The 12,746-nt window shown below is 52.8% G+C and carries 10 protein-coding genes, 2 tRNA genes and 3 rRNA genes; 11 read left to right on the top strand and 4 right to left on the bottom strand.

The window, feature by feature from the left end; genetic code table 11:
• Nucleotides 1-38: 38 nt before the first annotated feature.
• Both fmt and def read right to left on the bottom strand, forming a co-directional pair.
• Nucleotides 39-986, bottom strand: coding sequence for a methionyl-tRNA formyltransferase (gene fmt / locus FOY96_RS19960; protein WP_048977000.1), 948 nt, complete (start codon nt 984-986; stop codon nt 39-41).
• Nucleotides 987-1,011: 25 nt separating this feature from the next.
• On the bottom strand, nt 1,012-1,521 hold the full coding sequence (gene def / locus FOY96_RS19955) for a peptide deformylase (RefSeq protein WP_006812188.1): 510 nt from the start codon (nt 1,519-1,521) through the stop codon (nt 1,012-1,014).
• A 127-nt stretch (nt 1,522-1,648) separates the two neighbouring features.
• Here def and dprA point away from each other — a divergent pair, with 127 nt between their 5' ends.
• From dprA to FOY96_RS19925, 6 genes are read left to right on the top strand one after another with little or no spacing between them, the layout of a single operon-like run.
• Nucleotides 1,649-2,773 carry a DNA-protecting protein DprA gene (gene dprA / locus FOY96_RS19950; RefSeq protein WP_143347640.1) on the top strand — a complete coding sequence of 375 codons (1,125 nt, stop codon included), beginning with the start codon at nt 1,649-1,651 and terminating at the stop codon, nt 2,771-2,773.
• The gene (gene smg, locus FOY96_RS19945) at nt 2,745-3,218 is read left to right on the top strand and encodes a DUF494 family protein Smg (RefSeq protein WP_008503477.1); all 474 of its coding nucleotides are present in this window, start codon (nt 2,745-2,747) and stop codon (nt 3,216-3,218) included. Before dprA ends, smg begins: the two co-directional genes overlap by 29 nt.
• A 26-nt stretch (nt 3,219-3,244) precedes the next feature.
• A complete protein-coding gene (locus FOY96_RS19940; RefSeq protein WP_023309445.1) occupies nt 3,245-3,799 on the top strand; it encodes a DNA topoisomerase family protein in 555 nt (184 codons plus the stop codon).
• Entirely contained in the window at nt 3,792-4,364 is a 573-nt protein-coding gene (gene tsaC, locus FOY96_RS19935; protein ID WP_033146781.1) for an L-threonylcarbamoyladenylate synthase type 1 TsaC, read from the top strand. The genes FOY96_RS19940 and tsaC overlap by 8 nt, the downstream gene beginning before the upstream one ends.
• A gap of 4 nt (nt 4,365-4,368) precedes the next feature.
• Nucleotides 4,369-5,187 (top strand): shikimate dehydrogenase, encoded by an 819-nt coding sequence (gene aroE / locus FOY96_RS19930; RefSeq protein WP_033146780.1) that lies wholly within the window; start codon nt 4,369-4,371, stop codon nt 5,185-5,187.
• The gene (locus FOY96_RS19925) at nt 5,184-5,432 is read left to right on the top strand and encodes a DUF1488 family protein (RefSeq protein WP_033146779.1); all 249 of its coding nucleotides are present in this window, start codon (nt 5,184-5,186) and stop codon (nt 5,430-5,432) included. The genes aroE and FOY96_RS19925 overlap by 4 nt, the downstream gene beginning before the upstream one ends.
• Here the strand turns inward: FOY96_RS19925 and FOY96_RS19920 are convergent.
• Nucleotides 5,408-5,962, bottom strand: a complete 555-nt coding sequence (locus FOY96_RS19920) for a gamma carbonic anhydrase family protein (RefSeq protein WP_058841964.1) — start codon at nt 5,960-5,962, stop codon at nt 5,408-5,410. The genes FOY96_RS19925 and FOY96_RS19920 overlap by 25 nt on opposite strands.
• Before the next feature lie 470 nt (nt 5,963-6,432).
• Between FOY96_RS19920 and FOY96_RS19915 the strand changes: the two genes are divergently transcribed.
• From FOY96_RS19915 to rrf, 4 genes are all read left to right on the top strand, one after another.
• Nucleotides 6,433-7,974, top strand: a 16S ribosomal RNA gene (locus FOY96_RS19915).
• A gap of 85 nt (nt 7,975-8,059) precedes the next feature.
• Nucleotides 8,060-8,135, top strand: a tRNA-Glu gene (locus tag FOY96_RS19910).
• Between the two features lie 182 nt (nt 8,136-8,317).
• A 23S ribosomal RNA gene (locus FOY96_RS19905) occupies nt 8,318-11,222 on the top strand.
• A 70-nt stretch (nt 11,223-11,292) separates the two neighbouring features.
• A 5S ribosomal RNA gene (rrf, locus tag FOY96_RS19900) occupies nt 11,293-11,408 on the top strand.
• Together the 16S, 23S and 5S rRNA genes with 1 tRNA gene alongside form the textbook arrangement of a ribosomal RNA operon.
• Before the next feature lie 214 nt (nt 11,409-11,622).
• Here rrf and FOY96_RS19895 read toward each other — a convergent pair.
• Nucleotides 11,623-11,698 (bottom strand) — tRNA-Phe (locus tag FOY96_RS19895).
• A gap of 169 nt (nt 11,699-11,867) precedes the next feature.
• Between FOY96_RS19895 and FOY96_RS19890 the strand changes: the two genes are divergently transcribed.
• The gene (locus FOY96_RS19890) at nt 11,868-12,713 is read left to right on the top strand and encodes an AraC family transcriptional regulator (RefSeq protein WP_143347639.1); all 846 of its coding nucleotides are present in this window, start codon (nt 11,868-11,870) and stop codon (nt 12,711-12,713) included.
• Nucleotides 12,714-12,746: the final 33 nt, after the last annotated feature.

Genomic DNA, 12,746 nt, shown 5'->3' with positions numbered 1-12,746 from the left:
AAATGCCCGGAAACACCGGGCCTTAAGGATAGATTTGCTCAGGCAAGACGATTGCCCGGAATAAACCATTCGCGACGGGAATTTAACAGATCCTGAGCGCTCATGGCCTTCTTACCAGCCGGTTGTAGCGATTCAAGATTGAGGATCCCTTGCCCAGTCGCCACCTGAATTCCGTTCTTGTTGGCGTCAACAATCGTACCGGGTTCAGCCGTGGTAGTACCGCTAATGACGGAAGCTTTCCAGACTTTCACCGGCTGCTCATCAATCTCCATCCAGCTCATTGGCCACGGATTAAAAGCGCGAATGCAGCGTTCAAGCTGCGCGGCTGACAGGGACCAGTCTATCCGCGCTTCTTCTTTGCTCAGTTTTTCGGCATAAGTCACCAGCGCGTCATCCTGAACTTCCGGTTTCGCCGTATTGTCAGCAAGCTGCTGGAGCGTCTCGATAAGCCCTTGTGGGCCAAGGTCTGCCAGTTTGTCATACAGCGTAGCGCTGGTATCGTCTGACGTTATGGGGCACGCCAGTTTATACAGCATATCGCCGGTGTCTAAACCTACGTCCATCTTCATAATGGTAACGCCCGTTTCGGCATCACCTGCCCACAGCGAGCGCTGGATAGGTGCAGCACCACGCCAGCGCGGAAGCAGAGACCCGTGCACGTTGATGCACCCCAGGCGAGGCATATCGAGCACAGCTTTCGGCAGAATTAAACCGTAAGCCACCACCACCATTACGTCGGCATTCAGGTCAGCAACCAGCTGCTGATTTTCCTGTGGGCGTAACGATGCGGGCTGGAAAACGGGTAGCCCATGCTCTTCTGCCAGCACCTTTACCGGGCTCGGCATCAGTTTTTTACCGCGACCTGCCGGACGGTCAGGCTGGGTAAAGACGCCAACAACCTGGTGACCAGAAGATAACAGCGCGTCAAGATGACGCGCTGCAAAATCAGGGGTTCCCGCGAAGATAATACGTAGTGTTTTAGACACGATGATCCTTGTATCCGGGGGGACGTTATGCGCGAGAACGCAAACGATCCAGTTTCTCTACTTTTTGACGAATACGCTGCTGTTTCAGCGGCGAGAGATAATCGATAAACAGTTTACCGACCAGGTGATCCATCTCATGCTGAATACAAATCGCCAGCAGGTCGTCTGCTTCCAGTTCGAACGGGTTACCGTCACGATCCAGCGCGCGAATTTTCACCTTTTCGGCACGCGGTACTAAAGCGCGCTGTTCAGGAATGGACAGACAGCCTTCCTCAATACCGGTTTCGCCACTCTTTTCGAGCAGCTCAGGGTTGATCAGCACCAGACGCTCATCGCGATTTTCGGAAACATCAATCACGATAATACGCTTATGAATATCCACCTGCGTCGCCGCCAGGCCAATACCTTCTTCGGCGTACATGGTATCGAACATATCATCAACGATACGCTGGATTTCTGCATTCACTTCTTTGACCGGTTCAGCGACGATGCGAAGGCGCTCGTCCGGAATATGTAACACTTGCAAAACTGCCATAAATTTCCAGAGTCGTGTTCAGGAGTTGATAAGAATACTCTCTCTATTCTAGACAAATCCCCCATCGATTGACAGCATCAGTGACCAATCGCAATGATTGCGGAGGCCGCTTATGGCAGGGGAAAGGATGACGTCTACCGAGATATGGCTACGGCTAATACACACAGGGTCTCTATGTGGTGATGTAATGCTGGAAGCGGCTGCGCGACTGCAGAAGCTGGAACACCTCAACGTGCTCGTGGTCAGAGAGGCCGGGCTGACAGCAAAGCAGGCTGAACGGTTCTTTGCACTCGATGAGAGCGAGCTGGAACGTAGTCTTGTGTGGCTTGAGCAGCAGGGACATCATTTATTAACGCCCAACCATCCCCTATATCCCCCTTTGCTCCGCACGATCCCTGATTATCCCGGGGCGTTATTCATAAAAGGTAATCCTGAGGCGCTTAATACCATTCAGCTGGCGGTGGTAGGTAGTCGTGCGCCGTCATGGTACGGCGAGCGATGGGGGAAAATCCTGTGCGAACAACTTTCTCAAAGCGGTTTCACGATCACCAGCGGGCTGGCCTGCGGTATTGACGGCGTAGCCCACAGCGCGGCGCTGTCAGTTAAGGGACGAAGTGTAGCGGTGCTGGGGAACGGTCTTTTTAGCATTTATCCGCGCCGGCATCAGGCACTGGCGATGCGGCTTATTGAATCTGACGGCGCGATAGTGTCTGAATTTCCGCTTTCCGCACAGCCCAGGCCGGCAAACTTTCCGCGTCGGAATCGGATTATCAGCGGGCTCAGCAAAGGTGTGCTGGTGGTTGAAGCGGCGCGCCGAAGCGGTTCGCTGGTCACGGCGCGATGCGCGCTCGAACAGGGAAGAGAAGTCTTCGCCTTGCCTGGACCGATAGGTAATCCCGGATGCGAGGGGCCCCACTGGCTGATTAAGCAAGGGGCAACGCCGGTAACGGAAGTAGGAGATATTCTTGAAAATTTGCAATATGGGTTGCAATGGCTGCAGGAAGATCCCGAAAAGCGACAATATTCATCAGATCAGGGAAAGGTGGCATTGCCATTTCCCAAGCTCCTGGCTAACGTAGGAGATGAGGTAACACCTGTTGACGTTGTCGCTGAACGTGCCGGCCAACCTGTGCCAGTAACGGTAGCACAGCTACTCGAACTGGAGTTAGCAGGGTGGATCGCAGCTGTACCCGGCGGCTATGTCCGATTAAGGAGGGCATGCCATGTTCGACGTACTGATGTATTTGTTTGAGACTTACATCCATAACGAAGCAGAAATGCGAGTGGATCAGGACAAATTGACACAGGATCTTACCGATGCGGGGTTTGAGCGGGAAGATATCTATAATGCGTTGATGTGGCTGGAAAAACTTGCTGATTATCAGGAAGGCCTCGCCGAACCGATGCAGCTTGCTTCTGACCCATTGTCAGTACGCATTTATACAGCGGAAGAGTGTGAAAGGCTGGACGCCAGCTGCCGGGGGTTCATCTTATTCCTTGAGCAGATTCAGGTGCTGAACCTCGAAACGAGAGAAATGGTGATAGAGCGCGTCATGGCGCTGGATACAGCAGAATTTGAACTGGAAGATCTCAAGTGGGTGATCCTGATGGTTCTGTTTAATATCCCGGGCTGTGAAAACGCCTATCAGCAAATGGAAGAATTACTCTTTGAAGTGAATGAAGGTATGCTGCACTAATTCAATGTGCAGCACCAAGAGTTGTTATGGCCAAATCAGCACTATTCACGGTGCATAAAAACGAGCCCTGCCCGCAGTGCGGGGCTGAACTTGTTATTCGGTCCGGGAAACACGGCCCGTTTCTCGGTTGTTCACACTATCCGGAATGTGATTATGTCCGTCCCCTGAAAAGCCAGGCGGATGGACATATCGTTAAAATTCTGGAGGGTCAGTATTGCCCACTCTGCGGTGGTGAATTAGCCCTGCGGCAGGGGCGATTCGGCATGTTTATTGGATGTAGCCGCTACCCGGAATGTGAGCATACGGAACAAATTGATAAGCCTGATGAAACGGCAATTGCGTGCCCTCAGTGTCAGCGCGGTCAGTTGGTACAGCGCCGTTCCCGTTATGGTAAGACTTTCCATTCGTGCGATCGCTACCCTGAATGCCAGTTCGTTATCAATTTTAAACCGGTAGCGGGAACCTGCCCTCATTGCAATTATCCGCTACTTATAGAGAAGAAAACCGCGCAAGGCATGAAACGCTTCTGCGCCAGTAAACAATGTGGAAAGCCGGTTACGGCGGATCAAAATAGTGAATAATAACCTGCCATCAGGCTCCATTGCGCATGCTGTGGACGTACTGAAAAAAGAAGAAGTCATCGCCTATCCAACTGAAGCTGTTTTTGGAGTCGGTTGCGATCCTGACAGCGAGACGGCCGTAAGCCGACTGCTTGCCTTAAAACAAAGACCCGTCGAGAAAGGGCTGATTTTGATCGCTGCGAATTATGAGCAGCTTAAACCCTATATCGATGACTCCATGCTGACGCCGGCGCAGCGCGAGACGATCTTCTCCGCGTGGCCTGGCCCGGTGACCTTCGTTTTCCCGGCGCAGCCGACTACGCCTCGCTGGTTAACCGGACGTTTTGATTCCCTCGCCGTTCGCGTAACTGACCATCCGCTGGTGGTTGAACTTTGCCTGGCATTTGGTAAACCGCTGGTCTCAACCAGCGCCAACCTGACCGGATTGCCACCTTGTCGGACAACCGAAGAAGTATTGGCGCAGTTCGGGAATGACTTCCCAGTCGCTGTCGGTGAAACGGGAGGGCGCCTGAATCCGTCTGAAATTCGCGACGCCTTGACCGGCGAACGTTTTCGCCAGGGGTAATCTCATGGAAACCTATGCTGTTTTTGGTAATCCGATTGCACACAGCAAGTCACCGTTGATCCATCAGCAATTTGCGAAGCAGCTGCAGATAAATCATCCCTATGGTCGCGTACTGGCCCCGGTGGATGCATTTATTCCAACGCTGGAGGCTTTTTTCGCCGCGGGCGGTAAAGGCGCGAATGTGACGGTTCCTTTTAAAGAGGAAGCCTTTGAACGTGCGGATGAACTGACCGAGCGCGCTTCACTAGCTGGTGCAGTCAATACCCTAAAACGGCTTGAGGATGGGCGCCTTTTGGGTGACAACACCGACGGAATTGGTTTACTTAGCGATCTGGAACGACTGTCGTTTATTAAGCCCGGGTTTCGGGTCCTGCTGATTGGTGCGGGTGGCGCATCGCGGGGAGTACTGTTGCCTCTGCTTTCACTGGACTGTGCGGTGACCATTACCAACAGAACCTTTTCCCGCGCGGAAGCGCTGGCGGCGTTGTTTGAGCATACCGGCAGCGTGAGCGCGGTAGCGCTTGACGATCTTGCCGATCGTGAGTTCGATCTTGTCATCAATGCCACGTCCAGCGGCATCAATGGCGAGATCCCGTTAATTCCTGCTTCTCTGGTCAGCGCGCATATGTACTTCTATGACATGTTTTATCAGAAAGGGAAAACGCCTTTCCTTAACTGGTGTGAACAACACGGCGCGAAGCAGTTAGCCGATGGACTGGGAATGCTGGTGGGTCAGGCCGCGCATGCGGTGCTGCTCTGGCATGGCGTGTTGCCTGCGGTCGAACCTGTCATTGAAAAGTTAAAGCAGGAGCTTTCGGCGTGAACCAGGCTATCCATTTCCCGGACAGAGAGAACTGGGATGAGACTAAACAAGCGGTCTGTTTTCCGGTGCTGGTGCAGGGGATGCAACTTACCTGTGCCATTCATGGGGAGACGCTGTTGCGCCGTTTTGGCGGTTCAGACCCGATAGCGATATTTTGTGAAAATCGCTGGGATCTGGAAGAGGAAGCCAGCGATTTAATCCGCGAACAGCAGGAAGACGATCAGGGCTGGGTTTGGTTGTCCTGATCCAAATAGTCATTCTTCCAGTTAACGTAGTTGTTCGCCGAGTATTTTAATCCTTCGATCTCCGCCTCCTTCAGGGGGCGGATCTGTTTTACCGGGCTTCCCAGATAGAGATAGCCACTCTCCAGCCGTTTGTTCTGCGGGACCAGGCTACCGGCACCAATCATTACGTCATCTTCTACTATGACGCCATCCAGCAAAATCGACCCCATGCCAACAAGTACGCGATTCCCGATAGTGCAGCCGTGAAGCATCACTTTATGGCCGACGGTAACCTCTTCTCCAATGATGAGGGGATTACCGTCCGGGTTATAGGAGGATTTGTGCGTGACATGCAGAACGCTACCGTCCTGAATATTGGTACGGGCGCCAATCGACACATAGTTAACATCTCCCCTGATGGCGACGAGGGGCCAGATGCTGACATCATCGGCCATTCGGACATCGCCGATCACCACGCTGCTGGCATCGATCATCACGCGATCGCCTTTTTGGGGGAACAGATCTTTATAAGGACGTAATACTGCGGGCATATCTACCTCTAACAATGAGCGCTATACAGAAGACTTTGATCATATTAATGGATCGCGGCAAGGCAAAATACGTCAATATTTAAGCAGATCGGGCGGGATTTCAGCGAAAAGCGCGGAAAATCAGCAGTCGGAAAAAAAGATCTAAAAAATACTTGTGCTAAAAAATGGGATCCCTATAATGCGCCTCCATCGACACGGCGGATGTGAATCACTTCACAGACAACGCGGTCGGTTGAAGAGAAAAATTCTGAAATAACGGGTTGACTCTGAAAGAGGAAAGCGTAATATACGCCACCTCGCAACGGTGAGCGAAAGCCGCGTTGCACTGCTCTTTAACAATTTATCAGACAATCTGTGTGGGCACTCAAAGTGACATGGATTCTTAACGTCGCAAGACGAAAAATGAATACCAAGTCTCTGAGTGAACATACGTAATTCATTACGAAGTTTAATTCACGAGCATCAAACTTAAATTGAAGAGTTTGATCATGGCTCAGATTGAACGCTGGCGGCAGGCCTAACACATGCAAGTCGAGCGGCAGCGGAAAGTAGCTTGCTACTTTGCCGGCGAGCGGCGGACGGGTGAGTAATGTCTGGGAAACTGCCTGATGGAGGGGGATAACTACTGGAAACGGTAGCTAATACCGCATAACGTCGCAAGACCAAAGAGGGGGACCTTCGGGCCTCTTGCCATCAGATGTGCCCAGATGGGATTAGCTAGTAGGTGGGGTAACGGCTCACCTAGGCGACGATCCCTAGCTGGTCTGAGAGGATGACCAGCCACACTGGAACTGAGACACGGTCCAGACTCCTACGGGAGGCAGCAGTGGGGAATATTGCACAATGGGCGCAAGCCTGATGCAGCCATGCCGCGTGTATGAAGAAGGCCTTCGGGTTGTAAAGTACTTTCAGCGGGGAGGAAGGCGATAAGGTTAATAACCTTGTCGATTGACGTTACCCGCAGAAGAAGCACCGGCTAACTCCGTGCCAGCAGCCGCGGTAATACGGAGGGTGCAAGCGTTAATCGGAATTACTGGGCGTAAAGCGCACGCAGGCGGTCTGTCAAGTCGGATGTGAAATCCCCGGGCTCAACCTGGGAACTGCATTCGAAACTGGCAGGCTAGAGTCTTGTAGAGGGGGGTAGAATTCCAGGTGTAGCGGTGAAATGCGTAGAGATCTGGAGGAATACCGGTGGCGAAGGCGGCCCCCTGGACAAAGACTGACGCTCAGGTGCGAAAGCGTGGGGAGCAAACAGGATTAGATACCCTGGTAGTCCACGCCGTAAACGATGTCGACTTGGAGGTTGTGCCCTTGAGGCGTGGCTTCCGGAGCTAACGCGTTAAGTCGACCGCCTGGGGAGTACGGCCGCAAGGTTAAAACTCAAATGAATTGACGGGGGCCCGCACAAGCGGTGGAGCATGTGGTTTAATTCGATGCAACGCGAAGAACCTTACCTACTCTTGACATCCAGAGAACTTTCCAGAGATGGATTGGTGCCTTCGGGAACTCTGAGACAGGTGCTGCATGGCTGTCGTCAGCTCGTGTTGTGAAATGTTGGGTTAAGTCCCGCAACGAGCGCAACCCTTATCCTTTGTTGCCAGCGGTTCGGCCGGGAACTCAAAGGAGACTGCCAGTGATAAACTGGAGGAAGGTGGGGATGACGTCAAGTCATCATGGCCCTTACGAGTAGGGCTACACACGTGCTACAATGGCGCATACAAAGAGAAGCGACCTCGCGAGAGCAAGCGGACCTCATAAAGTGCGTCGTAGTCCGGATTGGAGTCTGCAACTCGACTCCATGAAGTCGGAATCGCTAGTAATCGTAGATCAGAATGCTACGGTGAATACGTTCCCGGGCCTTGTACACACCGCCCGTCACACCATGGGAGTGGGTTGCAAAAGAAGTAGGTAGCTTAACCTTCGGGAGGGCGCTTACCACTTTGTGATTCATGACTGGGGTGAAGTCGTAACAAGGTAACCGTAGGGGAACCTGCGGTTGGATCACCTCCTTACCTTAAAGAACCTGCCTTTGTAGTGCTCACACAGATTGTCTGATGAAAAGTAAATAGCAAGGCGTCTTGCGATTGAGACTTACACGTCCCCTTCGTCTAGAGGCCCAGGACACCGCCCTTTCACGGCGGTAACAGGGGTTCGAATCCCCTAGGGGACGCCACTTGCTGGTTCGTGAGTGAAAGTCGCCGACCCCTATATCTCAAAACTCATCTTCGGGTGACGTTTGAGATATTTGCTCTTTAAAAATCTGGATCAAGCTGAAAATTGAAACGACACACATGTTATGTGTGTTCGAGTCTCTCAAATTTTCGCAATCAGAAGTGAAACATCTTCGGGTTGTGAGGTTAAGCGACTAAGCGTACACGGTGGATGCCCTGGCAGTCAGAGGCGATGAAGGACGTGCTAATCTGCGAAAAGCGCCGGCGAGGTGATATGAACCTTTGACCCGGCGATGTCCGAATGGGGAAACCCAGTGCAATTCGTTGCACTATCGTTAACTGAATACATAGGTTAACGAGGCGAACCGGGGGAACTGAAACATCTAAGTACCCCGAGGAAAAGAAATCAACCGAGATTCCCCCAGTAGCGGCGAGCGAACGGGGAGCAGCCCAGAGTCTGAATCAGCTTGTGTGTTAGTGGAAGCGTCTGGAAAGTCGCACGGTACAGGGTGACAGTCCCGTACACGAAAGCACACAGGTTGTGAACTCGAAGAGTAGGGCGGGACACGTGGTATCCTGTCTGAATATGGGGGGACCATCCTCCAAGGCTAAATACTCCTGACTGACCGATAGTGAACCAGTACCGTGAGGGAAAGGCGAAAAGAACCCCGGCGAGGGGAGTGAAAAAGAACCTGAAACCGTGTACGTACAAGCAGTGGGAGCACCTTCGTGGTGTGACTGCGTACCTTTTGTATAATGGGTCAGCGACTTATATTCTGTAGCAAGGTTAACCGTATAGGGGAGCCGAAGGGAAACCGAGTCTTAACTGGGCGTTAAGTTGCAGGGTATAGACCCGAAACCCGGTGATCTAGCCATGGGCAGGTTGAAGGTTGGGTAACACTAACTGGAGGACCGAACCGACTAATGTTGAAAAATTAGCGGATGACTTGTGGCTGGGGGTGAAAGGCCAATCAAACCGGGAGATAGCTGGTTCTCCCCGAAAGCTATTTAGGTAGCGCCTCGTGAACTCATCTTCGGGGGTAGAGCACTGTTTCGGCTAGGGGGCCATCCCGGCTTACCAACCCGATGCAAACTACGAATACCGAAGAATGTTATCACGGGAGACACACGGCGGGTGCTAACGTCCGTCGTGAAGAGGGAAACAACCCAGACCGCCAGCTAAGGTCCCAAAGTCATGGTTAAGTGGGAAACGATGTGGGAAGGCACAGACAGCCAGGATGTTGGCTTAGAAGCAGCCATCATTTAAAGAAAGCGTAATAGCTCACTGGTCGAGTCGGCCTGCGCGGAAGATGTAACGGGGCTAAACCATGCACCGAAGCTGCGGCAGCGACGCTTAGGCGTTGTTGGGTAGGGGAGCGTTCTGTAAGCCGTTGAAGGTGTGCTGTGAGGCATGCTGGAGGTATCAGAAGTGCGAATGCTGACATAAGTAACGATAAAGCGGGTGAAAAGCCCGCTCGCCGGAAGACCAAGGGTTCCTGTCCAACGTTAATCGGGGCAGGGTGAGTCGACCCCTAAGGCGAGGCCGAAAGGCGTAGTCGATGGGAAACAGGTTAATATTCCTGTACTTGGTGTTACTGCGAAGGGGGGACGGAGAAGGCTATGTTAGCCGGGCGACGGTTGTCCCGGTTTAAGCATGTAGGCGGAGGTTCCAGGTAAATCCGGTACCTTTTAACGCTGAGGTGTGATGACGAGGCACTACGGTGCTGAAGTAACAAATGCCCTGCTTCCAGGAAAAGCCTCTAAGCATCAGGTAACACGAAATCGTACCCCAAACCGACACAGGTGGTCAGGTAGAGAATACCAAGGCGCTTGAGAGAACTCGGGTGAAGGAACTAGGCAAAATGGTGCCGTAACTTCGGGAGAAGGCACGCTGATATGTAGGTGAAGCCCCTGCGGGTGGAGCTGAAATCAGTCGAAGATACCAGCTGGCTGCAACTGTTTATTAAAAACACAGCACTGTGCAAACACGAAAGTGGACGTATACGGTGTGACGCCTGCCCGGTGCCGGAAGGTTAATTGATGGGGTTAGCGGTAACGCGAAGCTCTTGATCGAAGCCCCGGTAAACGGCGGCCGTAACTATAACGGTCCTAAGGTAGCGAAATTCCTTGTCGGGTAAGTTCCGACCTGCACGAATGGCGTAATGATGGCCAGGCTGTCTCCACCCGAGACTCAGTGAAATTGAACTCGCTGTGAAGATGCAGTGTACCCGCGGCAAGACGGAAAGACCCCGTGAACCTTTACTATAGCTTGACACTGAACACTGGTCCTTGATGTGTAGGATAGGTGGGAGGCTTTGAAGCGTGGACGCCAGTCTGCGTGGAGCCGACCTTGAAATACCACCCTTTAATGGCTGGTGTTCTAACGTAGACCCGTAATCCGGGTTGCGGACAGTGTCTGGTGGGTAGTTTGACTGGGGCGGTCTCCTCCCAAAGAGTAACGGAGGAGCACGAAGGTTAGCTAATCCTGGTCGGACATCAGGAGGTTAGTGCAATGGCATAAGCTAGCTTGACTGCGAGAGTGACGGCTCGAGCAGGTGCGAAAGCAGGTCATAGTGATCCGGTGGTTCTGAATGGAAGGGCCATCGCTCAACGGATAAAAGGTACTCCGGGGATAACAGGCTGATACCGCCCAAGAGTTCATATCGACGGCGGTGTTTGGCACCTCGATGTCGGCTCATCACATCCTGGGGCTGAAGTAGGTCCCAAGGGTATGGCTGTTCGCCATTTAAAGTGGTACGCGAGCTGGGTTTAGAACGTCGTGAGACAGTTCGGTCCCTATCTGCCGTGGGCGCTGGAGAATTGAGGGGGGCTGCTCCTAGTACGAGAGGACCGGAGTGGACGCATCACTGGTGTTCGGGTTGTCATGCCAATGGCACTGCCCGGTAGCTAAATGCGGAAAAGATAAGTGCTGAAAGCATCTAAGCACGAAACTTGCCCCGAGATGAGTTCTCCCTGACCCTTTAAGGGTCCTGAAGGAACGTTGAAGACTACGACGTTGATAGGTCGGGTGTGTAAGCGCAGCGATGCGTTGAGCTAACCGATACTAATGAACCGTGAGGCTTAACCTTACAACGCCGAAGCTGTTTCGGCGGATGAGAGAGACACGATTTTCAGCCTGATACAGATTAACAGAATTTGCCTGGCGGCTTTAGCGCGGTGGTCCCACCTGACCCCATGCCGAACTCAGAAGTGAAACGCCGTAGCGCCGATGGTAGTGTGGGGTCTCCCCATGTGAGAGTAGGGAACTGCCAGGCATCAATTAGAAGAACCCCGTACCGTAAGGTGCGGGGTTTTTTGCTTTGTGCGCGCAGAAAAGCCCGATGGCGCTTAGTAGGCCGGATAAGGCAAAGCCGCCATCCGGCAACGCAGACCGCACGATCCCACGACAAAGAGAAATAAGAATACAAAGAAGGGATGTATAAACGCAGAAAAGCAAAAACCCAGCCATAGGCTGGGTTCTTTAAATAGTGGTGCCCGGACTCGGAATCGAACCAAGGACACGGGGATTTTCAATCCCCTGCTCTACCGACTGAGCTATCCGGGCAACGGAGCGCATTAAACCGCAATCACGCTCGATCGTCAACATTATTTCGGGAAAAGCTGTTCAACTGCTTAAGTTTGCGGCAATCTGTCCGCTTTCGCCGTGAAAATGCACAAATCTTCCAGACACAACCAGCGTAATACGGCAATGCTGATAGCAAGAGGAGGACAGTATGGCGAATGACTGGCTTGAACTGCGTCAGCATGCAGATACGGGTATTGAGACGATTAAAGCGCATTTCGAAGGGCATGCCTTTGATCCGCACTGGCACGATAGCTATCTGGTAGGGATAACCCTCTCCGGCACGCAGCAGTTTCACTGCCGCCGTGAGCGTCATCGTAGCCAGCCGGGCGACGCATTTCTCCTCGAACCTGGCGAGATCCACGACGGTGATTCGCCTGTAGAGGGCGGCTTTACCTATTTGACCTTCTATCTGGATGAGCGCTGGCTTACCCGTGCGCTACAAGGGCTTTACGAATCTACTCCCGGGAGTTATTCACTCCACTTTGCCCAAACGTTGACGCGGGAGCCGCAGCTGGTGCGTGCTATCGGTGAGACATTTTCCACCCTGCATAATGACGAGATGAAAATCGTTCAGCAGAGCACAATGGATAATCTGCTCTCCCGGATCACCGCCCATTGCCACTGGCGTAAAAAACTGCCGTCGCAGTTACAAAGCGCTGCCGTGGCGCACCGTGCGCGCGACTATCTGTTTGCTCATATCGGCGAGAACGTAGGGCTGTCAGACCTTGCGCGCGAGACGGGCACGGATCGCTTTACCCTGACGCGCTGTTTTAAGCGCGAGTTCAACCTGGCGCCACACGCATGGCTTATTCAGCTTCGTCTGGCAAAGGCCCGACAGCTGCTGGCGCGTGGGGACCAGCCCGTTGATGTGGCTGCCACAGTGGGTTTTGCCGATCAAAGCCATCTGGGACGTTGGTTTCAGCGTGCTTACCGTATCTCTCCTGCACACTACCGACGGTTGTGCACAAACCTTCCCGACGTTTCCAAAAAATAACGGCACATTCATGGCTCTAATAAAAAGGAGCCA

The sequence above is a fragment of the Enterobacter asburiae genome, assembly GCF_007035645.1.
In the GTDB taxonomy this organism is placed as follows: domain Bacteria; phylum Pseudomonadota; class Gammaproteobacteria; order Enterobacterales; family Enterobacteriaceae; genus Enterobacter; species Enterobacter asburiae_B.
Note: the sequence above shows the minus strand (reverse complement) of the source record. Positions and strands in the feature narration are given on the sequence as shown.

What these genes read in the sequence shown, in the direction of transcription:
- def (WP_006812188.1), bottom strand. Translation starts at nt 1,521, where the DNA reads ATGGCAGTTTTGCAAGTGTTACATATTCCGGACGAGCGCCTTCGCATC.
- dprA (WP_143347640.1), top strand. Translation starts at nt 1,649, where the DNA reads ATGACGTCTACCGAGATATGGCTACGGCTAATACACACAGGGTCTCTA.
- smg (WP_008503477.1), top strand. Translation starts at nt 2,745, where the DNA reads ATGTTCGACGTACTGATGTATTTGTTTGAGACTTACATCCATAACGAA.
- FOY96_RS19940 (WP_023309445.1), top strand. Translation starts at nt 3,245, where the DNA reads ATGGCCAAATCAGCACTATTCACGGTGCATAAAAACGAGCCCTGCCCG.
- aroE (WP_033146780.1), top strand. Translation starts at nt 4,369, where the DNA reads ATGGAAACCTATGCTGTTTTTGGTAATCCGATTGCACACAGCAAGTCA.
- FOY96_RS19920 (WP_058841964.1), bottom strand. Translation starts at nt 5,962, where the DNA reads ATGCCCGCAGTATTACGTCCTTATAAAGATCTGTTCCCCCAAAAAGGC.
- FOY96_RS19890 (WP_143347639.1), top strand. Translation starts at nt 11,868, where the DNA reads ATGGCGAATGACTGGCTTGAACTGCGTCAGCATGCAGATACGGGTATT.